Raw genomic sequence first — 22,936 nt, 5'->3', positions numbered from 1 at the left:
CTGGGGCGTCATTCTGAAGGAGCGTGCGCCGCGCTTTCCCCGGTGCCGCGTTCATGCGCGACTGAAGAATCCCGGACCGAAACGTTCGCCGCGCCGCCGGCTGGCGTGGCGTGCTCCAGCCTCTCCTGCGGCACCCGCAGCGTCCGAGCGCGGCGCGCCGGCGCGATGGCCGCCCGCTCAGTGCCCAGGTGCTCGCGCAAATTCGCGAAGGTCTGCCCTCTTCGCCATCCAAAGCAGCAGCGCCCGCCGGGGAGGAATCCCGGCGGGCGCTGCTCGTCATCGATCAAACCTCAGGTGTTGGTGACCGTCACGCTTTGCAGGATCTTGCCCTCGCGCACCAGAGCGTACCCGGTCAGCTTTCCCTGCTTCTTCCACGTGTTGGACGGGTTCTGAAACGCCCACACCTCGTCCCCCTCCACCGCCTGCCGCTTCAGCTTCTGCCACGCCATGCGGATGCGCAGCGCGGCCATGTCCGGCAGGTGGCGGTGATAGGAAGTCGGGGCGTTCTCCACCCGCTCCGTAAGCCACTCTTCTATGATCTTCATCTCGGTCCCGCCCTCGCCCGCGTGTGAGCCACCCCCGCCGCGTACGCCCGGGGACAGGCATCCGCTTCCAGACCGTCAGGGCGATGGAGGAACCTGACACCCCCAAGGTAACCGCGACCGGCCCATCGCCGCTACCGCAGTGCGCGCCATCCCCCGCCGTACCGCAACGGACGGCGGAGGCGCGGTCAGGCGACGTGCACCGAGCCGCGCGTTTCGCGCGCCATGGCCACGGCCTGCAGCAGGTTCTGCGCGTAGAACTGCACCCGTTCCGCGGGAATGCGCGTGGCCGCCTCGATCTGCTCGGCGGCGTCGTGAATGGTGCGGGCCTCGTGCTGCAGCTCGTCCAGCCCGTCCTCGCGCACCACGAACCCGTACTCGCGGCCCAGCGACGGCAGCAGGTGCAGCCCCAGATCCTTCATCACCCGTGTGCCCCACAGGTGGCCTCGGTACGACTCGAACCCCAGCAGCCCGCCGCCGGGGCCCAGATCCACGCTCTGCTCGTTGCCGTCCGGGCCCGGCGCCCATACGCTCACGTTCAGCGACATCGCTCGTGCATTCCGTTGATCAGAAGATGCGCCCCACGGCGGCGCGGAACCGCCGCCACCGCGAAGCCGGGCGGGCCGAGACCACGAACGCGGTCAGTTCAAGCACTTCCGGCGCGAGCACCGCGTCGATCACGCTCTCGTCCCCGGCCCATCGCGGCCGGATCACCTGCCGGCGGAACCCGAGACGGCTGATGACGACCTCCTCCACGGGCTCCTCGCCCGTGTACAGGCGGTAGGCGCCCGCCGAATCCGTGCGGGTGACGCGTGACGACGATCCGCCGATCCACACGATCACGTCCCGCAGTGGATGCCCGGCCGTGTCGCGAACCGTCCCCCGGATGACGCGGGACACACGTTGCGGCGCGGCGCCGGGCACCTCGTTGCGGCGCGCGGGCGCGGGCTCGGCGGAGGGGCGGGGAGCGGCCGTGACGGGCGGGGTGCCGGGCGTCTGCGCGTGCGCCGCCGTGCCCAGAAGCGATGCGCCGAGCGCCAGGACCGGCAGCCGCCGCCCGGGCTGCGGCGGAGCGGCATCCATCATCCCCATTCGCGCCAGCTGCGGGTCGCTGTATACGCCGCACACCGGCTGCTCGCTCCGCACGTGGGCCAGCGCGATCTCCACGTCCGTCCACTGGCGAAAGTCCACGATGCGGCGGTCGCAGGCGCCGCACAGCCGCCCGCCCTCCACCGGCTTCATCTCATCCCAGCGCTGGCCGCAGCGCCGCAGTCCGAGGTCGACGTACATGGGGGTGCTCCGTGGCGGATACCGGGAGGCGTTCGGGGGCGTTCCGAAAAATAAACGAATGAATCCGGACTGGCAGCACGCGTGTGCTCCGGGCCTTCCGCATCGCGTCCTGAAGCTGCGCCCCTCCGACACCGCTTCTTGCACTGGGGCCGGGGCACCCGATCGTGATCCATCACCAGGACTGATGCCGGATGGCCGCCAAGAACCACGACCTGCACGGAAACGCGCCCGACACCTCGCCCGCGGTGCTGATCATTGTGGACATGATCAATGACCTGGAGTTCCCCGGCGGGGACGAGCTGGTTCCGCAGCTCATTCCCGTCGCGAAGCGCATCGCGGCGCTCAAGGCGCGGGCGCGGGCCGCGCGCATTCCCGTGATCTACGCCAACGACAACTTCGGGCGCTGGCGCTCAGACTTTCGCGAAGTGGTGGACCACGTGCTCGCGGATGACGTGAAAGGGAAGCCGCTGGCCGAGGCGCTGCGCCCGGACGAGGACGACTACTTCGTGCTCAAGCCCAAGCACTCCGCTTTCTTCGCCACCACGCTGGATACGCTGCTGCAGTACCTGGGCGCGCGGCACCTGATCCTGACCGGCGCCACGGGCGACACCTGCGTGCTCTTTACCGCCAGCGACGCGTACATGCGCGACCTGCACCTGCACGTTCCGGCGGACTGCACCGCGTCCATCGATCCGCAGAACAACGCGCGCGCCATTGAGTACATGGCCCGCGTGCACCACGCCGACGTGACTCCGTCCACAGAGCTGGACCTGGAGAAGCTCGCGGAAGGCTGAGCGGTTTCCCAGGGCGGGTCCCGCTGAACACGCCGGGACCCGCACCGGCGTGTTCAGCCGCGCCGCAACGCGGCGGAAAGCCTCATCTCCAACTCGGCCATGCTCCCGTTGTTGCGGATCACGGCATCAAAACAGCCCTCATCCATTCTCGCGACTTCGGTCTCCGTGGTGTCGTTCGCCAGCATCCCGGGCGCACCCGATCCAGGTCGGGTGACGAGCCAGGCTGCCCCACCGATCTCACGGACGGCGTCGAATTCGGGCCTCATGCGCAGGTCCGTGCACACGACCCGCTCGTTCTTGCATAGCCGCCCTTCCACCTCGGTGCGGAAGGCCCGTACCCAGACGAGCGGGTCGATTTCCCGGCAGGCCTTCCCGAACTGCTGGTACAGTTCGCGTGGGCTGCGCCCCAGTCTGGCATCCGCCTGATTGCGCCGCTCGCCCCAGAGCTGTTCCCGCTCCAGCCCGAACAGCGCCATCATCGCGTGCTTGATGGGATCGGCGAACGCCACGCGGACGTACCCGTGGCGGGAGGCCAGGAATTCCCCCACCGTATCCTTTCCCGACCCTGACACCCCGGCCAGGGCAATCAATTGCGGGCCGGCGCTCACGCGGCTGCACCCCAGTCGTACCGCCCGCCGCGCGCCACGAACCGGTCCATGCTGAAGGCAGCCTGCGCCCACGCTGCATCGATTCCGCGGTCCAGGATGGCGCTCGTGTACCGGTGCCCGCCGCTGGCGTTGTCAAAGAACCGTCCCGCCGGGTCCACCATGGCGTACGAGCCGCGCATGTCCTCATTGTCCTCGGGAACCACGCTGATCCCTTCCGCATCCAGGTGCCGGTGGCGCGCTACGAACGCGCTGTACTGGTCGTCCGTGCACAGCAGCGGCTCCACGCGCCCACTGTTCTGTCCCTCCACCGGAAGGACGCGCAGCAGCTTCCACCGCTCCGGGCGCAAGGCACGCATCAGCGGAGACAGCGACTCCGCGGCGTTCAGCGATGTCACCACCGTATTCACCTTCAGCCGCATCCCCGCCTCGCGGATGTGCTCGCCGCGCGCGTTGTAATCCTGGGCCGACAGCGCTTTCCGGTTCACTGCCCGGCCCAGCTGCACGAGCGTGTCAGTGGACGCGCTGTCGATGCTGAGTGTGATCCAGTCCACCACGCCGCGCAGTCCGTCCAGCACCTGCGGGAGCCGGCTTCCGTTCGTCACCACGTTCACAATGGCGCCCTCCTCATGCGCCGCGCGCGCCAGTTCGGCAATCCAGGGGCAAAGCGTCGGCTCTCCGCCCGCGAACGTCACCTTTTCGAAGCGTGCGGCCAGAATGCGCGTCAGCCGAATCGCCTTCTCGCGCTCCAGATGCCCCGCGGGCAGCACGTCCGACACCACGTCCTGAAACGGGGCGAAACAGAAGCGGCACCGCATGTTGCACGCCTGCCAGAGGTGATAGTTCACAGACGGCGGCAGCGCCGGCGGGGCGGAGTGCAGCCCGTCCGTCCGGTGCCCCGGGCCAAACGGTGCCATTGCCTCGTCCCCGTGCAGGACAACGAGGTCCCGCTCCTCGGTCACCGACTCCATGAATCCCACGTTGCGCCACCTTTCGGTGCGAGTGCGCGATGAAGCCGGGCAAGCCGAAAGCCGGTTTGCCCTTCAACGCGCAAGACCCCGGAACCGGGGCCTTGGGAGACACTACGAACCCGTCGAGTGTTTTGTGTCAGTCCGGAGCAGGTGCAAGCTCTCGGAGGGCCAAATCACGTGCTGGATGCCCGTTCGCCTTTCATCCCCCGGCCATGAGGCGTCTGCACTGGGGCGTTTCGCCCTCCGCCGTGAGCGTGACGCGCTGCAGGTGCACGCGGCCGGTGCCCGCGGGCAGGTAGCGGATCACGCGCTCGCCGCTCTCGTCCGCGACGCGGTAGGCGAGCGCCACCGTGGCGTCGCCGAACACGCCCGGCTCGCGGCGGATGAGGCGCATGCCGTTGCGCATCCCCGCCGCGAACGCCGGGCCGGCGGAGTCCACGCCCGCCAGCACGCCGCCCGCGGCGTTGGTGGCACGCGCGTCGAAGCCGCGGGAAAAGGTGGGCTGGCTCGCCGTGTCCACCCGCGCGCAGGCGCCGAACGCGTCCGCGGGAAGTACGATGGGCTCGCCGCGCTCCATCATGCGCGCGATGTCGTCGCGCAGATCCACTCCCGCCATCTCCCGGACGGTGCGCACGAACAGTTCGGGCGCGGAAACGCGGCCCGCGCCGGTGCCGTTGCGCGCGGCGGTGCGGTACTGCTCGGCAATCACCTCGTCCACGCCCACGCGGCCGCCGGTGGCGGCGCGAAGGCGTGCATCCCAGACCAGCGCTCCCAGGTGCCCGCGGTCGTACGGAAGCAGCTGCAGGTTGCCGTCCGTCCAGTATCCCGCCTCCATCTGCGCCAGCGTGGCCCCGCGCACGGGCGACGACGCGTTGCGCAGAAGCTTGGAATTCAGGTGATCCACGTACTCCCGCGGGGTCCACAGCCCTTCGCGCAGCAGCACGCGCGCGGCGTAGAACTCCGTGAATCCCTCGCTGAACCAGAAGCCCGACGCCTCGTGGTCCGGCGACCCGCCCAGCGCGGGGGCAAACCAGGTGTGCATGTACTCGTGCGCCAGAAAGCGCGCGGCGTCGCGCAGGTTGAAGCCGGGCGTGGACGCGACGGCGAATGCATCGCCGCGCGCGGTGCCCATGTACGACAGCCCCGATCCGGTGCCGCCCAGCGCGCCGAGCGTGATGAGGAACGGGCGGCCCGGAGCGCCCCACATCCGGTTTTCCGCGTTCATGATGGCAGCGGCCGAGCGCGCGAACTCTTCGGCGGTAAACTCCCACTGCCCGCGCATGGCGACCCGCAGCAAGGCGCCGCCCACTGGATGCGTCGCGATCGCCAGGTCCGGCGCGCCGATTCCAGTGGTCTGCACGATGTCGTTCACCGTTCCGGGCCGCGCGGAGGAGAGGTGGTCCAGGTCTGACGCCACCTTCCAAGCGGCGGGAACGCCCGTCCACCTGAACGACGCGGGCGACTCCATGCGGCCGTTCGGCGTGGCGAACACCCCCTCGCCGTTGAAGAAAAACCAGCCGGGGCGAATGACGGGGAGTCCCTTGTGATAGTTGAAGCCCGGGTCCTCGTCGTACGGCGAGTTCACCTGATAGCGCACCACGAGCGGCGCGCCCGGCCGGTGCGACAGGATGCGCGACACGCCGCCCTCCTCGCGCACGGCGGTGGCGCCATCCACCGTGAGGCCGGAGATGTTCTGCCACAGGCTGTCGCTTCCCGCCCACTCGTCGGGAAGCAGGAGGCGCGTTTCACCGTCCGCGTCTCCCGCCAGGCGGATCTCCACCGCGAGCGCCTGCAGTGCCCCGTCCCGCATGACCGGCGACAGGGAATAGTGCACGGAATCCGACGGGGGCGTGGCGAGAACGGCCGCGGCGGCGAGGATCGCGAGCATCCAGTGGCTCCGGGAGCGGGGTGCGGGTGATCAGCACAGGTGATCGTGCCCGGAAGATGCGCTTCAGGGTGCGGGCCCGCATCCGCCGATCGACCCATCCGTAGATGGAGGGACTGGGGTCGGACCAGGGGAGCGAATGAATTCGCCACAACAACGGCGGAAAGTCTCCCCAGACAGACGGGGAGACTTCACCTGCACGTGGCGGTTTGCACGGGAAGGGGCAGGGGAAGGGAGGGGCCTACGCGGCGCGAATAGCCTGGCTGGCTGAGCGGCTGAAGCCGCCGCAACCACGGCTGAAAGCCTCACGGTACTGCTGTGAGGCTGCTCCGGCGCGGACGATGAGGTCCGGTGCCGAACGCGGCGCTCGCGTTGGGGTCTCCCATCCCCGACAGCGGGGAAGGGCCGGAGAGAGGGAGCCTTTCCGCATGAGCCGCCCTGTCCGGAGTGCAGCGAGGGGCAGTCCCGGGCGCATGTTTCAGCGACGTCCGGAGGGAATCGTCACCGCGCCGCGGCGGGGGACGCGGGCTTTTTCTCGATCATCCGGATGCGCGCGGAGAAGTCCGGCCTGCCCGCGGCCGCCTGTGCGCGCTCGTTGATGCGGAACCGCTCGCGCGCCTGCTCCAGCGGCAGCTCCGTATCGATCAGCCCGTGCCGGTACGCCAGTTCGTCCGAGTAGCCGGGGAGCAGCACGTCCATCCCGAACCGGATGGGCTCCGTCCGCATCTCGTTCACCGGGTCCAGGATGTTGGTGGTGCAGTTGTTGGTGAACGTGTTGTAGAAGTCCGGCCGGCGTTCCAGCGCCTGCGCGCGCCGCATCATGGACACGAACAGGGCGCGGGCCTGCTCCGGCGTGGCGCGCACGGGATACAGGTAGACCGGATCGTTCCACGTCACCGCGCGCAGCCCGATCACGTCGCGCTCCTCGCCGATCACGTACATCAGTTCGTACTGCCGCAGCGCGCCCATCCACACGGAGTAGTCTTCATCCGCCTCGCGCCGCGCCTCCACAGACACGCTGACGTACTGCGAATCGGAGAAGCTGAACGAGAGAAAGCTGTGCGCCGGCCCCCGCCAGTCGGGGTTGAAGGGCGACAGCACGAACCACACGCGCTCGATCTTGCGCAGGTCGTAGCGCCGGTCGCGGTACCCCGGCGTAAAGTCCGTGGCCGTGCGAAAGGTGAAGTCGCGCACGTTGCGCACGGTCACCACGCTGTCGGTCAGCGCCACGCGCGGAAGCACGCGCTGCTCCGTGCGCCACGTGCGCGCGTGCGACGGGTTGGTGCTCAGGCGCAGCGCCGCCCACCCCAGCGCGAGGGCGGCCACAAGGCAGAGCAGCGCGTTCCGCGTCCAGCGGAGCACGCGGCGGAGGGTGCGATTCAACGAATGTCGCGGGGCAGAGGTAGATCGGCGGGGCGGCCGGTGCGGCGCGTTCGGTCGATGACGGGAACTCGCTCCCGCACATCGGACGCGCCCCGATCCAGATCGATCCGGACGAACGACCTCACGGCCGCTCCATGATGGACGCGGGCGGCCGGATTGTAAAGCGGCGAACCGTGCCGGTCAGCCCTCCGCGTCCGGCACGCGGTGCATGATCGCGGGCACCTCCGCTGCGAGCTCGCGGGCCAGAAAGCCGACCGGGCCCGTGCGGCGGGCGAGCGCGTTGCCCGCCTCGCCGTGCAGGTACACGCCCCACACCGCGGCCCGGATCGGATCCGTGCCTCGCGCCAGCAGCCCGGTCACAATGCCGCCCAGCACGTCGCCGGAGCCGGAGGTCGCCAGCCCCACGCCGCCCCCGTCGTACCGGTACGCCGCGCCGCCGTCCGGCCCCACGATGATCGTCCGCGGCCCCTTGAGCGCCACCACCGCGCCGAACCGCGTCACGGCGGTGCGCGCGGCGGCCTCGGGATCGGCCTCCACCTCGTCGCGCTCCATCCCGAGCAGTTGCGCCATTTCCCCCGCGTGCGGCGTCAGCACCACGCGGCCGTCCAGGTGGCGCACCGCATCCGCGTCCTCACGCAGCGCCGCCAGGCCGCCCGCATCCAGCACCAGCGCGGGCTTGGTGATCTCGCGCAGAATGCCGCGGGCCAGGCGCGCGGCGGCGTCCTCATCCACCAGCCCCGGGCCGATCAGCAGCCCGTTCACCCGGTCCGCGCGCTCCGCGATGGCCTGCGCCGCGCGCGGGCTGATGCCGTCCGGCTTGCCGGGGTGCCCAAAGACGCGCGCCTCCGGCACCGCGATGGCCACGGCGACGGAGATGGCGTGCACCGTGGCCATCTGCAGCTTGCCGGCGCCGGCGCGGATGGCCGCTTCCGCCGCCAGCAGCAGCCCGCCCGGGTTCTCCGCGCATCCGCCCACCAGCAGCACGCGGCCGCGCGCATCCTTGTCGTCGTCCGCGTCCAGCGCGGGAAGGGCGAGGTCGCGCAGGCGCGCGGGGGTGACGTCGATGGGCTTGTTCATCGGGCGGCGACGGGCTTGTCAGGAACGCGGGTGACCGGCGCGCCCGCCACTTCCAGCGGCGCGACAAAGTTGAACCGGGTGAGCTCCATTTTGCCCTTGGGCCCCAGCGCGGGGTTGAACTGGTAGGAGGTGACCGAGCAGTTGGCCACCTCCTGCTCCGCGTCGATGCCCAGGATTTCCTCCTCCGTCATGCACTCCAGCAGGTAGCGCATGCAGAGCACCACCACCTGGTGGCAGACGATGAGGACGCGCTCTTCGCGCTGGTGCAGCGACAGGGTGTCCAGCGCGCTGCGCAGCCGCAGAATGACGTCGCACCAGCTTTCCCCGCCGGGCGGGCGATGGTAGAACTTGCCGAGCAGCCGGCGGAACTCGGCCTGTTCGGGAAAGCGCTCCGCCACGCCGCCGCGGGTGAGCCGGTCCAGGATGCCGAACTCCTTTTCACGCAGCCGCTCGTCCGCGTCGATGCCCAGGTCGGCGGCAAACCCGCCCGCCTCGCGGATCAGTTCCGCGGTGCGGCGCGCGCGCAGGTAGGGCGAGGACAGCACCACGGTGGGCCGCTCGTGCGCGGGCATGGCGGCAAACCAGCGGCCCAGGGCAATGGCCTGCTGCTCGCCCAGCGGGCTCAGGGGCACGTCCACGTCCCGCTCGGTGATGGCGATTTCCGCCAGCCCGGCCAGGTGCGCCGCGTCGCTCGCCACGTTTCCCGCGCTCTGCCCGTGCCGTACGATCCACAGCACGTCCGGCCACCGTCTCGACATCCCGCCTCCCCTTCGCTGAGCGTGTGGCGCCGCGAGGGGTCAAGGAGCGTACCAGCCGGCTACGGCAGGACAGGGCCGGACCGGCTTCCCGGGGCGATTCGGGTCCGCAAAGGCGCGGGTTGTTGGTCCAGGACGCGCGGCGACTAGTCGGGGCAGTACGGCGGGGATGCGGCGCCAGACCTTTGTGGATCGCGGTGACGCAACGAAAAGCGGGCTCCGGATGTGGTCCGGAGCCCGCTCTTTCGGTCTCGATCAGCAATCACGTCTGGGAGGGGCAGGGGATCTCGTGCTCGGCGCAGTACAGCTTGCCATTGATTTCGGTGCACGATTCCACATAGCACTTGCGGACCTGCGCATGCAGCAGCCCGGCTGCGGGAATGACTCCGCTGATCGCAACCACGGCTCCAAGAGCCACCAGCGTACGGGATCCCGGCTTGAACATGGGGAAGCTTTCGTCCAGAGGGTGAAAAGGGGGTCAACCTGCAGGGGTAGCTCGCTGATACCGGTCCACGCGAACAATCTCGCGCTGCTCATCATCCAGCGAGGTGCTCAAAATCCAATCCGGGCCGATCTGGTGAAGGGTCAACCTTCCCGGAAGACTGAGTTCGGAGAGCGGCGTGCCATCCGGCGAAAAGATGCGCCAGCGCGTCGTTGCATCCCACTCCCGGGGAAGTGCCGCGTCCTGCACCCAGATGGTACCGTCTGCAGCCACCAGCAGGCGCTGGTACGGGGGCAGCGCTTCCGGATACGGGATGCGCGCGCGAGCCGCGGCTGTCTCCCGGTCTTCGCGCTCCGCACCGCCCAGGGTTACCATCCGCGCCCAGTAGTCGCGCACGTCGCTGGGCGTCACCTTGCGTGGCGTCCACGACCGACGGATCAGCTCCCGCTCACCCGCGGCACCCTGTACGGCGCTGATCCGGTAGTCCTCACCGGTGCCGAACAGAAAACGGTCGCCCGCCACCGCCGCCACGGTACGCCGCCCGAATGGCAGGTCTTCCACCACGCGCCCGGTGGACCCGCGTGAGTACGCGTAGCGCTCTCCCGAGGGCGCAACCTTCACCGTGTCCATCACGCGGCCGTCCGGCGCGACGCGAATGAAGCGGAGTCGGCCACGCCACGCCTTGCCCTCCGCCTGGGCAGTCGCGGACTGATCGCTGACCGCCAGCAGCAGGCTGCCGTCCGCGAACTGCCCCGTGACCGACGGAAAGAGCGCGCCGCCCAGATCCGGCGCGGCGGAGCGCGCGAACCGCCCATCCGGACCAAAGACGGAAAGTCGGCCCGAATCCCAAACCAGCAGGCTGTCAGCCCGCGTGCCGATCCACGTGGGAAACTGCAGTTCGCCGGGGCCGTTGCCCTTGCGTCCCACGCTGTCCGTCAGCGTGCCGCGCTCATCGAAGATGCGGATCTGTCCCGCGCCCGCGCTGGCGACCGCAATGCGTCCATCCGCCATGCGGCGGGCGGAGGTGGCGATGTACAGCGCGTCCGCGCCGTCCCCCCCGCCGATGCGAGCGGTGGGCTGCGGCGCGAGCGTCCACTGTGCGACCGGTCGATCGGCGGGCGCCTCGCTCCCGCCACCACACGCGGCCAGGAGCGCGGGGATGAACGCGGAGGCAAGCCCGCGACGGGCAGCCCCCTTCATCGACGCGGCGGCGTAGCGTTGGGCGCCGCCTGATACCGCGCCCGCAGGTCGTCAGCCGTGCGCAGCAGGCCGATGGCCTTGTCGGGCTGCGCCATGAAGTCGGGCTTGCTGTTCGCCGGCTCCACGCGCTGTTCCGCCAAGCGTTGGGCGAGTTGCTCGTTGCTGCGGGTAAGCGCGTTCAGCGTCTCCACCAGCACGCCCGTACGCGCCGCGAATGACTCCAGCGCAACGGGCGCTGGAGCCACCGCAACCGGGGGCGTGCGCTCGCACGCGCCGAGCAGTACGGCGGCAGAGAGCGTCGTGATGCGTGCGGCGCCTTTCAAGTGCGGCATGCCAGTTCGCCCGGGCATCACTGCTGCGCCGGACACGCGATTTCCCGCACCTGACACAGGCGGGTTCCATCCTCGTACACAACGCAGTCCTTGAAGTAGCACTTGGTAGTCTGGGCCCGCAGCAGGGTCGCTCCGGTAGGGGCAAAGATGCCGAAGGCGAGCAGCACGACGGAGCTGACAGCGAGACGCGCGCGAGAAATCGACATTCAACCTCCTCAGGGATGACCCACGTGATCGATCGAGTGATAATGGATATTATGTCGGATAGGATCACTTAGGCAAGCGTCATGAAGTGGCGCCGGGAGTCGTTCGGCCCTTGATCTGTCGAGCGTTTCGTATCCACATCTCCGCAAACGAGATACAAAAGAACCTCCCCGTGCCGCGAGTGCACGGGGAGGTTCTTTGGACGGATTGCCTGCATCTGGGTGCCGGCTTTCCGAGATCGGGAGCGGGACGCCCGCGGCGGATGCGGGTCAGATGGCCAGCACGCTCGTGGACGGGCGAGCCGGCGCGGCGGCGGGGGCGCCGGAGGTCAGCAGCCGCTCCGTGAACTCCACCTTTTCGCGCATCTCGGCCAACTCAAGCCGGAGCGACGCGACCTCGTCGGCCAGCGACGCGTGCTGCGGATCCGGCTGCCGCCCGGGCGAGGGCCGCTTGAGCATGGCGACAAAGCCGGTTGCCATTGCCAGCACCGGGATCATCAGCGCGAGAATACCTTCCATGAGACCGTCTGCTCCACTCAGGGTCGTCGGGGTTGAAACTGCCTTCGGCGGATTGTACGCGTCTCCCTCCCGGAAAGATTCGGCCGGTTCGCCGGGGACGGAGGCGCGCGCCGGAACGCCATCGGGGCCGGGCTCATGCGAGCCCGGCCCCGATCTACGCTTCCCGTCCGCAGGGACCGGGCGCGGGTGCCGGCTCAGGCCACGGGCTCCACGGGTCCGTCGATGACGACGCAGGTGTCCGGACAGCCCGTGTCGCGCGAGCAGCCGTACGTGCAGTCGAAGTTGGGATCCGTGGGGTAGCAGGGCGCCAGGATGGAGGCGCAGTTGAACTTGGAGACCGGCTGGGCGTTGCCCTGCACGGTGCCGCGCTCGGTGGAGATGGGCGACGTCTCGAACGACGTGACCTCGAGCGAATCGAGCGTAAGCTTCTTCATGACCTGGATCTCCAGCGAAAGGGTGAGCCGCCGAGAATGCCGGCGGCCGGGCTGGAGATGATACAATAACGTCCGGAAATGCGCAACCGGAGGTGCTGGTCGCGCCAATCATCGCATGCCGGACGCGACAGAGGCGCCGGGCGGTGGACGGCGGGAGGATCGGCGGAAGGGGAGCCGCGCCCAGTGCGCGACTCCCCTTCCTTGGTCAGTAGTTCCAGGTGGTCTGGCCCGAGGTGGTCAGCGGGCAACTGTGCGAGCACATGTCGATGGAGCAGTCCCACCGCGTCCCCGCGCAGTCAGTTTCCACGAGGGTGGGCGCGTTGCCCCGCACCGTCCCGCGCACCTCCGGCGCCGCGGTGGCGGTCTCGAACGACGCGACCTGCAGTTCGTCCAGCTTCAGCTTCTTCATGGTACCCTTCCCGATGGGATGTGGGAATGAATCGCGAAGTGCCGTGCCGGAACCCCTATGCATCGGTTCGTGGCCACTCCTGTTCCGCACGGCATCCACTGGGATGCTCCCACGAAACAAAAGGTTGATTGGATGGTGGCGCGAACCGATTGCTGACACCCTTCTCGCGTTTTCCCGGGAAGCGCGCCGGACGGACGGGGCAGCGGGTACCCGTCAGCGGAACCAGGCTGCGACGGTGTACCGCACGCCGTGGGTCACCGGCAGCACCTCGTGCGTGGTCTCGGCGCGAAAGGTGACCAGCGATCCGGGCCTGCCCTCCGCCGCCACGCGCAGCATGGGGCCGCTGTACGGGCCGTGAAAGACGAGCGATCCTCCACCGTACGTCCCGGGCGCAGGCTCTTCCGAGCGGTTGCTGAGGAAGAGGACGGCGGAGATACGCCGGAAACGCGAGTCGTCGTGCAGCATGGGCGTGTTGCCGTCCTGGTGCGCGACGAAGTAGTCCCCCTCCTCGTATCGCAGAAACTGCGGATCTTCGCACTCCTTGATGTCGACCCCGAAGTGCGCCCCGATCTCCGCGCTGCGGCTCAGGAGCGCATTCCGCACGCGCTCCCGCGTCTCCGGTGACACGGACAGGCGCGTCGATTTGCGGACGGACGGCATCGCCATCCCGCCCGGCTGCTGGCTCAGCACGGTGGCCGGTGCGCCGGCGATGCCGTCGAGCTCCGCGACCAGTTCCGCCCGCGCGGCGGGATCCAGAAAATCGTCGATTTCGTACAGGTCGATCATGGGGCGATCAAAGGTGTGGCGAGGGAGGGTTGTTCGGGTCCTGGCCGGGCGCACCGAGGAGCAATGGAGAGGGCTGCGGATTGACGGTGCATGACGGTGCAACGTAGCGCGAGTGCGCGCGCGAAGCGATCGCTGCAACAAATCACGGGACCGGCGCGACTCTCGCGCCGGTCCCGTGAACTCACGTGGCAAGAGGGCTCGTCAGGGAGACGCGTCCAGCACCACGGACGTTTGGATCGTGATCTTGTCGCCCGCGGTTGTCTGCGTAGCGAAGTCCCGAACGACGCCGCTCAACGTGCGCGCCGCGAGACCGCTGCCCGCCGGCGGAGTCACCCCGATGGCGGCATGCGGCGGCGGAACGGTGCTCCGGTAGCGCTCCGTCATGCGGAACGCGCCCTTCGCATCGGTTGTGGCTCGCACGAACGGCTGGCCCGCGGGTTGTCCCGTCGAGTTCGTGAACCAGACCTGTACATCCGCTCCGGCTACGGGCGCAGCGGAACCGCTCCGGACGACGGTCCCCGAAACCGTGTAGTTCCATTCGGGCACCGGATCCATCGGCCATCCGCAGGCACCCAGCAGCAGCATTGCGAGCGCCACAACCGCCCGACGGAATCCCGGGCGGACCGTACGTTCTGGAGCCGCGATCGTGCTGGCAGCGCACCCCGGACTGGTCACCGATTCCGTACGAGAAGCAGCGTTCCCGGCGTAGACGTGGGGCAAAGTGCTCACGGCGCCGCCGCCAGCACCACGGCTGTCCGGACGGTGACGTTTCGGCCAGAGACGGTGCGCGTGGAGAAGTCGTGGACAAAGCCGCTCAACGTGGTCGTCAGCAGGCCGCTCCCCGCGGGTGGAGTCACGCGAACGGCGATGTCGGGTGCCGGAACGCTGCTCCGGAAGCGGCCCTGCATCCGGTACCCGCCGCCGCTATCTGTCACGCCCTCCAGGAACGGCTTCCCAGCGGGTTCAAGCGTCGAGTCCAGCAACCAGATCTGCACCTGGGCACCCGCCACCGCAGTCGTGGTTCCCGACCTGACCGCCGTTCCCTCGAACGTATACTTCCACTCCGGCACCGCATCCATGGGCCACAGGCAGCCGCCCAGGAGCAGTACCGCAAGCAGTGCGGTCACCCATCTTGGCAGCAAAAGACACACACGCTCGTCAGAGGCCGTCATCCTCATTCCCCAGTACTGTTCGGGCGTAGATCAGATTGAGTGCAGGCTCGTTGCGGGATCTGCTTGGGGCAGCATGCACCATTCCATCTGGCTTCGTCCAGACTCCGGACACATCTGGACCGAGGGGTGGCTCCGATGATCAGCCGGAGTGTGGGCCGGGCGCATCGTCCCGGTCCGGGGCCCAGCGGTAGCGCTTGAGGGAGGTGCGGCCGTTGGCGTCGAACTCCAGGCCTTCGGCTTCCAGCAGGGCGCGCTGCACCAGCTCGCCGCCGGGCCAGGCGCGGCCGGTGCTGATGCCGCCTTTGTGGTTGATGACGCGGTGCCAGGGCACGCTGCTGTGCTCCGGCAGGGCGTGCAGCGCATACCCCACCAGACGCGCGTGCTCCGGCATCCCGGCCAGCGCCGCCACGTCGCCATAGGTGAGCACGCGCCCCCGCGGAATGCGCCGCACCACGGCGAAGATGCGGTTGTGCGTTCCCTCGGAATCGCGGCTCACCATCCCCGCGGTTCCCGGCTGCGGCGGGTCACGGACGCGCGCCGGGCGGCAGGGTGCGGTCCCAGCCGAGCGCATTGTACCGCCGCAGGATCTCCAGCGTGCGGTCGATGGGCAGCGCTTCCGCCGCGCCGCCGCGCGTGCGGACGGAGGTGGCGCGGAAGAGCGAGTTGTAGACGGCCTCCTCCGTGGCTTCGGCGGCGGCCTGAAAGAGCGGTGACAGCGCGTCGTTCGGCAGGTCGGCGATGGCGCGCGGGATGGATTGCGCGCGGCGCCGCACGGAATCCGCCGTGGAGAACGCGATCACGTAGTCGCCCGAGCCATTGGTGAAGCTGCCGCCCGTCCGCGCGATTCCCGCCAGCGCGCGCCTGGCGAGCCGGTCCAGGCTGGCGGCGCTGAGCGGCGCGTCCGTGGCCACCACGATCATCACGCTCCCGTCCGCCCGGTCCCGCGCCGAGTTCATCGCCGTGCCGGACGCGGCGGGCGGCGCCGCCTCCAGCTCGCGTCGGAAGGCGTAGCGGCCCAGCTCCCGCCCCACAGGCGCACCGTTGATGGTGAGCACCCCGCCGTAATTGGTCTGCACCAGCACGCCGACGGTGTATCCGCCCAGCGTGGCCGGAAGCCGGCGCGAACTGGTGCCGATGCCGCCCTTGAACCCGAACGCCACCGTTCCCGCGCCCGCCCCCACGCTCCCCTCCGCCACCGCCCCCGCGGACGCACCCTCCAGCGCCGCCACCACGTGCTCGCGTGCCACGGGCCGCAGGCGGATGGCGTTCAGCAGTCCGTCGTTCGTCTCGCCCACCACGGGGTTGATGGAGCGCACGTCTTCCATCCCGGGGCGCGCCAGCATCCACTCCACCATCGCGTCTGCGGCTTTCCACACGCAGAGGGTGCAGGTGAGCAGGATGGGCGTCTCCAGCTCGCCCAGTTCATCCACCTGCGTGCTCCCCGCCAGCTTGCCGAACCCGTTGCCCACGTGGATGGCCGCGGGAACGCGTTCGCGGAACAGGTTGCCCCCGTGCGGCAGAATGGCCGTCACCCCGGTCTGCACGGAGTCGCCCTGCGTCACCGTCGTCTGCCCCACCCGCACCCCGGCCACGTCGGTGATGGCGTTCAGCGGCCCCGGCGGCAGCACGCCCACCACCACGCCGGCCTCCCGCGCCCGGGGCCGCTCCGGCCTCGCCTGCGCCGAAAGCGCGGCGGCGTACGCGGTCAGGGCGAGCGCAACGGTGCAGATCAGGCGCATGGGGGCGAGGGTCGCGGGGGCAGTGACCGGAGCGGAGGCGAAGATTGCGTCCCCGCCGCGCCGGGCACAAGGCGGCCCTCGGTGCCTGCCTCGGACGGCCCCCCGTCCGGCGGGAGCCGCGCCCGGCTCGTGGACGCCGGGCACGGCGTTCCATCACCAGTCGTACTGCGCCCAGCCGCTCAGGGTCGTGTTTTCCTCGCTGCTGCTCCAGCAGTACGCCGCCCAGGTGTAGACCGCGTTGTTCGTGAAGCTGCACTGCTCCGGCGACTCGTAGAACCAGCTGAACGGCTGCAGGGCCAGGCTGGAGTTGGCCTGGTACACGCGTCCGACCGCGTCGGTCAGCGTGACGCGGAAGGAGAAGGTGGAGCCGTACACCGGCGAGTCCGTCCCCGAGCCGGAGGCGGAGGACTGCGTGTAGACGTAGCCGGCCGTTCCCGCGGGATCCCACCGCGCCGAATACACGGACGAGTGGTACGCCACCGAGCCGCTCCACCGCTCATACTGCCACATGGTTGCGGCGCCGGGGCCCGCACCCTCGGTGCAGAGATGGAAGACGGTTTCCCCGGCTGCGTCCGCCAGTGCGCTGGCGCAGAACAGGCCGCCCGCGCTCCCGCTTCCCAGCCCCGTGAGCGTCGTGTCGCTGTACGTGTTTCCCCCGCTGGACTGGGAGAGCCGTGCGCGGACCGGGAACGCGAGATGGCCTGGGAGCCAGCCGTACGTGGAGGCGTACTGGTCGGCGTAGCTTTCGGATTCGTTCCGCTGGTCCACGCCGGCGAGTCCGCCCGCTTCGCGGAACTCCCACGAGCTTGCGTACGACGAGGTCCCGCGGCTGTCCCGGGCCTCGGCTGCGTACCCCGTCCAGGCCACGTCCACGAGGATTTCCGTGCCGGACGTGTTGTCAGACGGATCGAAGTCGGCCGGCGCGAGGTTCTGGACGCGCACGTCCACCCGGTGCGCCCCGCCGGTAAGGAAGCTGTGCGTAAAGGCGCAGGTGACGTCGTCACCCGCATCCACCCAGATGCCCTCCGCGCGGTCCGCGGGGGCGCCGTCCACGTAAAGCACGCAGTGGGCGCGCGCACCCACGTCGCCGTTCCGCTCGCTCACGAGCGCGGTGATGTTCACCGGCGCGCGCGGGCGCACGCGGCGGGGGCCGTGCACGGAGACGCGCAGGTCGGGGCGCAGAAAGACGGAGTCGCGCACCGTCACGGCTTCCGTCCGCCCGCCGTCGCCGCGGACGGTGGCCCGCAACGCGAGTGGCGTCCCGCGCCGCGCGCCCCGCAGTTCGTACGTCAGGCGGCCGCCGCCGGTCCCGCGGAAGTCGCGCGCCGGTTCGTGCCGTGCACCCAGGATGCTCTGCACGTCCAGCAGCGTGCCCGCGCCGGTGCCGGGCCGCGCCGCGGTTCCGCTCACGAGTTCTACGTGCGTCACGCCCGCGTTGTCCAGCAACGCCAGCATGCTCAGGCTCGCGCCGCCGGCTCGCCCCGTCGCGGGCTTCCGGCCGGAGTCGCGGTACCGGACGGCATTCGGCACCAGCCGCGGGCCCGCGGCGGCGGTTGTTTCGAGCGAAGCCGGGCCGGTGGGCTGGTCGGCGCAGGCGGCCGCGGCCACGAGGCAGGCCAGCGCGGCGGCGGTGCGGCGGGCCGCGATGCGGATGGGAATGCGGATCGTCATGGAAAGGCTCCGGTGCAGGTGAGTGGGTCAGGCTCCGGGCAGGTGACCCGGAGCGCGGTGTGGCAGTCTTCGCCGGCGCGACTGCTGCCCGCTGAATCGGCCGGTGAGATCCTGGGCTGCAAGCTCGTATGTGTAAATATCGTCACTAAGTATGTGCAGCACGGGCCGTCTAGGATTCGGGATCTGCGCCGAATCCTTTTGCGTCATCCCTGACACGGCTACTTCAGCCGGATGTCACGGCGTCCACTTTGTCGTGCGTTACGGCTCGATTGGATCGATGCCGAAGCGTTGAGGCCAGACGATACCCGCGTCAGGGCCCCGAGTCAATCCTTTTGATTGGACACTTGGGACAGCCTCCCCGGCCCGCAAAAACGGGCGTCGCACGGTTCCCGACAGCGGTGGTCTAACGCGAGAAACCCCGGCCCGGCGCACGATGGCGTGCGCCGGGCCGGGGTTTCAGTGAGTGGGCCGCGCGGGCGTTCAGTTCTGGACGAAGATGCCCTGCGCGCGGAGCTTTTTGGTGAGCGCGGCGATGAACCTGGGGTCGCCCTCCAGCCGCAGGATGGTGCGGGTGATGGCGGTGGCGTTGGCGCCGGCCAGCGCGGTGACGCGGGCGGCCGTTTCCGTGTCCGGGCACTCCACCAGCACGGCGGGGCGAATACGCACCCGGCGCGTGGCGCCCATCCAGTCGCGCACCTGCCGCGACACGTTCGCCGGCACGGCGCTGCGCGACGCACTCCCGAGGGTCTTGAGCAGCGCATCCGCCGCCAGCCCCTGCTCGGCGGCGCGCAGCACAGACGCTTTCGTGAGCCGGAACAGCGTGCCCACGCCGCTCCCCACCCGCTCCGCGAACCGCCCGAACTCCGCCTCCAGCCGCGGTGCGGGCGCCAGAAACACGATCTCGAAGTCCGGGTTCACCACGACCTCTCCCTCCGCCTGCGGCGCCAGGGCGAACGTCTTCGACGCGCCGAGCAGGTAGCGCCCCACGTCCGTGAGGGTGAACGCCAACCCCGCGCTCCCCGCCCCTATCCGCGCGCCCCCGAACGGAAGCAGCCGCACGCGCAGAAACTCGGTCACGATGCGCAGCCAGAGGTCCTCCCACTCCTCGCGGGTGCGGGGCGCGGGCGAGTAGCCGTACGGCGACCGGGCCGGCGGAATCCCCGCCGCAAGCAGCGGATTGGCCACCTCGCCGTGGTACCGCGCGAACGTCTCCACGTCGTACCACCGGTCCGGCGCGAGCGCCAGGAACGCCTCGGTGAGCGGGGTGCGCAGGTCCAGGTCCCTGGGGAGCGAAAACGAGAGCCGCGTGCCGAAGAAGTCCATCTCGTCGCCCGTGAGCGAGGCGGCGCCCGGGTTGCGCTGCGGCGCCGCGCGCATGGCGTCCAGCGCGTGCTTCAGCCGCGCTTCTTCGGCGAGCGCCAGCCAGGCGCGCCCGGCCCGGGTGGCGCTGAAGTGGTGCCGGTCCGCCGAGCTAACCACGTCGCCCAGCCCCAGCACCCGCAGGGTGAGGACGGCAAAGGTGACGCGCATCTCCGCCCGCAGCTCCGCCTGTTCCGCCGACGCGGGTTCGGGGGGCGTCGACGCGGGGCCTCCACTCAGGAAGAACCACCCCCACTCCGGCAGTGGCATCAGTCGCGGGACCAGGGCCCGCAGCGAGCGCACGTACAGGCCGCCGTCGCCGCCTCGCATGGGGATGGGCTCCGCGGCCGCTTCCACCAGCACCGCGGTCATGTCGGCGATGCGGAACGCCGCCTCGAAGCTCGCCGTCACCTCCACCGGCACGGGCGGCGGCGGAGGCGGTCCCAGCCGCCGCACGATGCCGGGGAGCAGCCCCAGGACCGGCTCGATGGTAACGCTGTCGATGGATCCGAAGACGAGCGCGTACCGCAGCCCCGCCTTGACCGCGTCCGCGCGCACCTCCGGCTCCTCCTCCGGCAGCAGTTCCGCAAGCTCTGCCAGCCGTGCGCCGCCCGGACGCGTGGTGAGCGCCCGGACCAGCGTGTAGAGCGCGCGGGCGGTGGCGCGCGAGCCCAGCAGGTGCGCGCCGTTGCGCCGCATGTGCGCCTGTTCCCACTGGGCGGCGCGGACCGTTGCGGCAGCTTCCAGGAAGCCGGTGACCCAGTCCAGCGACGAGATCGTCGCCACCACCGTTTCACGGGTCGTCCAGAACCGGTACGAATCTCCGCCCGCGAGCGCGTTGGCTTCGTAGTCGGCGAACTGGTCCTGCAGGTACCCCACCAGCGTCTCGTCGTCCGGCCGGTGCAGCACGGGGTGGCGGTGCATGGCGCGGAACGCCGTGAGCAGCGGCCGCAGCTCCGGCGCATGCGGGTAGTGCATGCCGCGCGGGCCGGGCGGCGACACGAATCCCGCGGCCACCAGTTCGTCCACCGCGCCGCCCAGCAGCTCGGGGGGCGCCGCGGCCCCGGGCCTGACGTGCAGGAACGCGCGCCGCGCCGCCACGGAGAGCCCGCTCCAGCGCGGGGCGTGGCGCAGCACGCTTTCCCAGTCGTAGTCGGCCAGCTTCATCCGTTCAGATCTCCCGCGGGTCGGCGATGCGGTAGGCGCAGCCCTGCTCGCACACGAACAGCTGCCGCTTGCGCGCGAGTTCCTGCTCCGTCGTGCGGCGGCTCACCCGCGTGTAGAAGTGCGCCTGGTTGGCGGCGGCGGCAAAAGAGTAGCGGGGCTGGGCGGCAGAAGAAAGTGCGCACGGTCAACGCGTCCCGTCGCAGCGACCGGCATCCACCGACGAAGCGCAGTCCGCCATCCGCGTCCCAGGTTCCGTCCGTCATCCACACATCCGGCGTGTCGTCCACATGAAAAAGACCCGGGCCGCCATCCGCGTACCGGGTCTCGGCCCGTCGTCCGCATCGCCCTGCCCGGAAATCAGGCCGCGCCGGTGCCCAGGTAGTCGCGGCGGAACTGAAAGTCGCGGCGGGCGGCCTCCGGGTCGCCGAGGGGGCGCGTGGTGCCCGCGGTGATCCAGGTCACGCGGTCCGCCACGGCCAGGATGAACGGCACCTCGTGCCCGGTGAGCACCACCGCCGTTCCGCGCCGGGCCAGCGCGCGGAACGCGTCGATGAACAGCTCCGTGTCCGCGGGGGTGATGCCCAGGAACGGCTCGTCCGCCAGCAGCACCTCGGGCGCGCGCGCGAGGGCGAGCGCGAGTTCCGCCCGCCGCCGCTCGCCGCCGGAGTAGGTGCCCACGTACCGGTCCAGCAGATGCGCGATCTTCAACTCCTCAACCACCTCGTCCGCGGCGGGGAGGGCGAAGCGGCGCCGCATCGTGTCCAGGTGCTGGCGCAGCGTGAGCGTGCGGCTCAGCGTGCAGCGGTCCGCCGGGAGCAGAAAGAGCCCTTCGCGCGCCATCCGCGAAAGGCGCGTACGGGTGTACACCCGGCCGCGGACGCGCAGGATGCCGTAGTCCGGCGCCATCAGCCCCGACATGATGCGCAGCAGCGTGCTCTTTCCCGAGCCGTTGCGCCCCACCAGCGCGGTCACCACGCCGCGGTGCGCCGCCAGCGTCGCGGCGGAGAGCACCTTGTGCTCCCCGAACCGCTTGCCGATGGAATCCGCCACCAGCAGGGCCTCCGGCGGCGCGCTCACGACGCGAACACGGCCCTGAGCCCCGCCAGCGGCAGCGCCGCGTACGCCGCCAGCATTCCCCATCCGAACCGCGCGACGGTGAACGCCGCCTCCAGCGCGGTGGCGGGAAAAGCGAGGTAGAGGGCGATGGCGGGCCAGCCGTAGCCCAGGTTGGCCAGATACAGGTCCTCGTCACGCCGCCGCGCCTCCAGCATGCCCAGCCCGATGGTGAGTGCCACGACGAGCGGGTTGCCGCCGGGGAGCAGGGCGGTTGGGGGAAGCGGCTGCTTGGCGAGCGACGCCGCGAACGCCATGATCAGGGCGCGCATCCCGTGCAGCAGCGCCCAGTACGCCACGGACCGGCGGATGAACACGCCGGGGAACGGCGCGACGAGCGACAGCCCGGAAAGTTTCATCGGGATCGATGATGGTGGGCGGAGGGCGGGCGGCCTACGCGCGGGAGGGGAGGGGAACGGCGACGACCTCGTCCGAGAACGATCCCGCGTACACCGATCCGTCGCCCGCCGCGGGGGAGGAGAGGAGGTGCCCGGCCGGAAGCCGGTGGCGCGCCGAGATCCGCCCGTTGTCCGCGGCGATGATCCACAGGCTTCCATCCACCGACCCGATGCTCACCCATCCGTCGGCCACGGCGGGGCTGGAATCGTAGATGGTGCTCCCCGTCGCGGCGACCCAGACCTCGCGCCCATCCGCGGCGGAAATGCAGCGCACCTCGCCCCGGTCGCCCAGGCAGCCGATGTAGATGCGTTCCCCCACGAGCGCCGGGGACGAGTAGCCCACCTTGTCGCCCGGCGAGGTGAAGGTCCAGCGCGTGTCGCCCGTGGCCGCGTCGAACGCGTGCAGCACGTTGCCGTTGGCGGGGATGAACACCGTTCCGCCGCCCACCGCCGGCCCGCCGATGGCCGGCGAATACGCGAACGAGCGGTCCGTCCCCGGCCTGCGCCACACGAGCGCGCCCGTGGCCGCATTCAGCGCGTACACGTGCCGGTCCCACGCGCCGATGTAGAAGCGCTCGCCGTCCGTCCCCGCCGGGCTCTGCGCGAACGCCGAGGTGCTGGGCGGGAGCGCGTACCTCCACCGCACGCCGCCGTCCATCACATCCAGCCCGTACACCGTGCCGTCGCCGG

27 protein-coding genes and 1 pseudogene are annotated in these 22,936 nt (G+C 70.3%); 1 reads left to right on the top strand and 27 read right to left on the bottom strand.

Annotation, left to right across the window (positions count from 1 at the left end):
* Positions 1 to 290 precede the first annotated feature (290 nt).
* The 3 genes from VF665_RS07370 to VF665_RS07360 all read right to left on the bottom strand — a co-directional run bounded on the left by VF665_RS07370 (position 291) and on the right by VF665_RS07360 (position 1,832).
* Positions 291 to 545: a hypothetical protein gene (locus VF665_RS07370; protein WP_331052762.1), complete on the bottom strand. Its 255-nt coding sequence runs from the start codon at positions 543 to 545 to the stop codon at positions 291 to 293.
* A 185-nt stretch (positions 546 to 730) separates the two neighbouring features.
* Positions 731 to 1,090, bottom strand: a complete 360-nt coding sequence (locus VF665_RS07365) for a hypothetical protein (protein WP_331052761.1) — start codon at positions 1,088 to 1,090, stop codon at positions 731 to 733.
* A gap of 19 nt (positions 1,091 to 1,109) precedes the next feature.
* A complete protein-coding gene (locus tag VF665_RS07360; RefSeq protein ID WP_331052760.1) occupies positions 1,110 to 1,832 on the bottom strand; it encodes a hypothetical protein in 723 nt (240 codons plus the stop codon).
* Between the two features lie 191 nt (positions 1,833 to 2,023).
* Here VF665_RS07360 and VF665_RS07355 point away from each other — a divergent pair, with 191 nt between their 5' ends.
* Positions 2,024 to 2,626 (top strand): isochorismatase family cysteine hydrolase, encoded by a 603-nt coding sequence (locus VF665_RS07355; protein WP_331052759.1) that lies wholly within the window; start codon positions 2,024 to 2,026, stop codon positions 2,624 to 2,626.
* Positions 2,627 to 2,679: 53 nt separating this feature from the next.
* On the opposite strand, the gene VF665_RS07350 is transcribed toward VF665_RS07355, so the two are convergent.
* The 24 genes and pseudogenes from VF665_RS07350 to VF665_RS07235 all read right to left on the bottom strand — a co-directional run.
* Positions 2,680 to 3,234, bottom strand: a complete 555-nt coding sequence (locus VF665_RS07350; RefSeq protein ID WP_331052758.1) for an AAA family ATPase — start codon at positions 3,232 to 3,234, stop codon at positions 2,680 to 2,682.
* Positions 3,231 to 4,148 carry a viperin family antiviral radical SAM protein gene (locus tag VF665_RS07345; RefSeq protein ID WP_331052757.1) on the bottom strand — a complete coding sequence of 306 codons (918 nt, stop codon included), beginning with the start codon at positions 4,146 to 4,148 and terminating at the stop codon, positions 3,231 to 3,233. Before VF665_RS07345 ends, VF665_RS07350 begins: the two co-directional genes overlap by 4 nt.
* 253 nt (positions 4,149 to 4,401) lie before the next feature.
* A complete protein-coding gene (locus VF665_RS07340; protein ID WP_331052756.1) occupies positions 4,402 to 6,090 on the bottom strand; it encodes a hypothetical protein in 1,689 nt (562 codons plus the stop codon).
* Between the two features lie 498 nt (positions 6,091 to 6,588).
* The gene (locus VF665_RS07335; protein WP_331052755.1) at positions 6,589 to 7,449 is read right to left on the bottom strand and encodes a DUF4105 domain-containing protein; all 861 of its coding nucleotides are present in this window, start codon (positions 7,447 to 7,449) and stop codon (positions 6,589 to 6,591) included.
* Positions 7,450 to 7,650: 201 nt separating this feature from the next.
* The gene (locus VF665_RS07330) at positions 7,651 to 8,547 is read right to left on the bottom strand and encodes an NAD(P)H-hydrate dehydratase (RefSeq protein ID WP_331052754.1); all 897 of its coding nucleotides are present in this window, start codon (positions 8,545 to 8,547) and stop codon (positions 7,651 to 7,653) included.
* The gene (locus VF665_RS07325) at positions 8,544 to 9,305 is read right to left on the bottom strand and encodes a histidine phosphatase family protein (RefSeq protein WP_331052753.1); all 762 of its coding nucleotides are present in this window, start codon (positions 9,303 to 9,305) and stop codon (positions 8,544 to 8,546) included. The genes VF665_RS07330 and VF665_RS07325 overlap by 4 nt, the downstream gene beginning before the upstream one ends.
* Before the next feature lie 259 nt (positions 9,306 to 9,564).
* Positions 9,565 to 9,747, bottom strand: a complete 183-nt coding sequence (locus tag VF665_RS07320; protein WP_331052752.1) for a hypothetical protein — start codon at positions 9,745 to 9,747, stop codon at positions 9,565 to 9,567.
* Positions 9,748 to 9,780: 33 nt separating this feature from the next.
* The gene (locus VF665_RS07315) at positions 9,781 to 10,944 is read right to left on the bottom strand and encodes a hypothetical protein (protein ID WP_331052751.1); all 1,164 of its coding nucleotides are present in this window, start codon (positions 10,942 to 10,944) and stop codon (positions 9,781 to 9,783) included.
* Positions 10,941 to 11,276 carry a hypothetical protein gene (locus tag VF665_RS07310; protein ID WP_331052750.1) on the bottom strand — a complete coding sequence of 112 codons (336 nt, stop codon included), beginning with the start codon at positions 11,274 to 11,276 and terminating at the stop codon, positions 10,941 to 10,943. Before VF665_RS07310 ends, VF665_RS07315 begins: the two co-directional genes overlap by 4 nt.
* A 17-nt stretch (positions 11,277 to 11,293) precedes the next feature.
* The gene (locus VF665_RS07305; RefSeq protein WP_331052749.1) at positions 11,294 to 11,482 is read right to left on the bottom strand and encodes a hypothetical protein; all 189 of its coding nucleotides are present in this window, start codon (positions 11,480 to 11,482) and stop codon (positions 11,294 to 11,296) included.
* Between the two features lie 267 nt (positions 11,483 to 11,749).
* Entirely contained in the window at positions 11,750 to 11,998 is a 249-nt protein-coding gene (locus tag VF665_RS07300; RefSeq protein WP_331052748.1) for a hypothetical protein, read from the bottom strand.
* A gap of 194 nt (positions 11,999 to 12,192) precedes the next feature.
* A complete protein-coding gene (locus VF665_RS07295) occupies positions 12,193 to 12,432 on the bottom strand; it encodes a pinensin family lanthipeptide (protein ID WP_331052747.1) in 240 nt (79 codons plus the stop codon).
* 205 nt (positions 12,433 to 12,637) lie between these two features.
* Positions 12,638 to 12,841: a pinensin family lanthipeptide gene (locus VF665_RS07290; protein WP_331052746.1), complete on the bottom strand. Its 204-nt coding sequence runs from the start codon at positions 12,839 to 12,841 to the stop codon at positions 12,638 to 12,640.
* Positions 12,842 to 13,054: 213 nt separating this feature from the next.
* The gene (locus VF665_RS07285) at positions 13,055 to 13,627 is read right to left on the bottom strand and encodes a 2OG-Fe(II) oxygenase (protein WP_331052745.1); all 573 of its coding nucleotides are present in this window, start codon (positions 13,625 to 13,627) and stop codon (positions 13,055 to 13,057) included.
* 201 nt (positions 13,628 to 13,828) lie between these two features.
* The gene (locus tag VF665_RS07280; RefSeq protein ID WP_331052744.1) at positions 13,829 to 14,212 is read right to left on the bottom strand and encodes a hypothetical protein; all 384 of its coding nucleotides are present in this window, start codon (positions 14,210 to 14,212) and stop codon (positions 13,829 to 13,831) included.
* Between the two features lie 140 nt (positions 14,213 to 14,352).
* Complete coding sequence (locus tag VF665_RS07275; protein ID WP_331052743.1) at positions 14,353 to 14,754, bottom strand: hypothetical protein; 402 nt, start codon at positions 14,752 to 14,754, stop codon at positions 14,353 to 14,355.
* Between the two features lie 184 nt (positions 14,755 to 14,938).
* The gene (locus VF665_RS07270) at positions 14,939 to 15,298 is read right to left on the bottom strand and encodes an MGMT family protein (RefSeq protein WP_349263110.1); all 360 of its coding nucleotides are present in this window, start codon (positions 15,296 to 15,298) and stop codon (positions 14,939 to 14,941) included.
* 25 nt (positions 15,299 to 15,323) lie between these two features.
* Entirely contained in the window at positions 15,324 to 16,538 is a 1,215-nt protein-coding gene (locus tag VF665_RS07265; RefSeq protein ID WP_331052741.1) for a P1 family peptidase, read from the bottom strand.
* Positions 16,539 to 16,691: 153 nt separating this feature from the next.
* The gene (locus VF665_RS07260; RefSeq protein ID WP_331052740.1) at positions 16,692 to 18,209 is read right to left on the bottom strand and encodes a hypothetical protein; all 1,518 of its coding nucleotides are present in this window, start codon (positions 18,207 to 18,209) and stop codon (positions 16,692 to 16,694) included.
* Between the two features lie 480 nt (positions 18,210 to 18,689).
* Entirely contained in the window at positions 18,690 to 20,735 is a 2,046-nt protein-coding gene (locus VF665_RS07255) for a helicase-associated domain-containing protein (RefSeq protein WP_331052739.1), read from the bottom strand.
* Positions 20,736 to 20,739: 4 nt separating this feature from the next.
* A pseudogene (locus VF665_RS07250) lies at positions 20,740 to 20,862 on the bottom strand (hypothetical protein); the annotation flags it as partial.
* 230 nt (positions 20,863 to 21,092) lie between these two features.
* On the bottom strand, positions 21,093 to 21,812 hold the full coding sequence (locus VF665_RS07245; protein ID WP_331052738.1) for an ATP-binding cassette domain-containing protein: 720 nt from the start codon (positions 21,810 to 21,812) through the stop codon (positions 21,093 to 21,095).
* Positions 21,809 to 22,207 carry a hypothetical protein gene (locus VF665_RS07240; RefSeq protein ID WP_331052737.1) on the bottom strand — a complete coding sequence of 133 codons (399 nt, stop codon included), beginning with the start codon at positions 22,205 to 22,207 and terminating at the stop codon, positions 21,809 to 21,811. The genes VF665_RS07245 and VF665_RS07240 overlap by 4 nt, the downstream gene beginning before the upstream one ends.
* Before the next feature lie 34 nt (positions 22,208 to 22,241).
* Positions 22,242 to 22,936: PQQ-binding-like beta-propeller repeat protein (locus VF665_RS07235; protein WP_331052736.1), on the bottom strand; the 695-nt coding region annotated here is incomplete at its 5' end.

It is taken from the genome of Longimicrobium sp. (genome assembly GCF_036387355.1).
In the GTDB taxonomy this organism is placed as follows: domain Bacteria; phylum Gemmatimonadota; class Gemmatimonadetes; order Longimicrobiales; family Longimicrobiaceae; genus Longimicrobium.
Note: the sequence above shows the minus strand (reverse complement) of the source record. Positions and strands in the feature narration are given on the sequence as shown.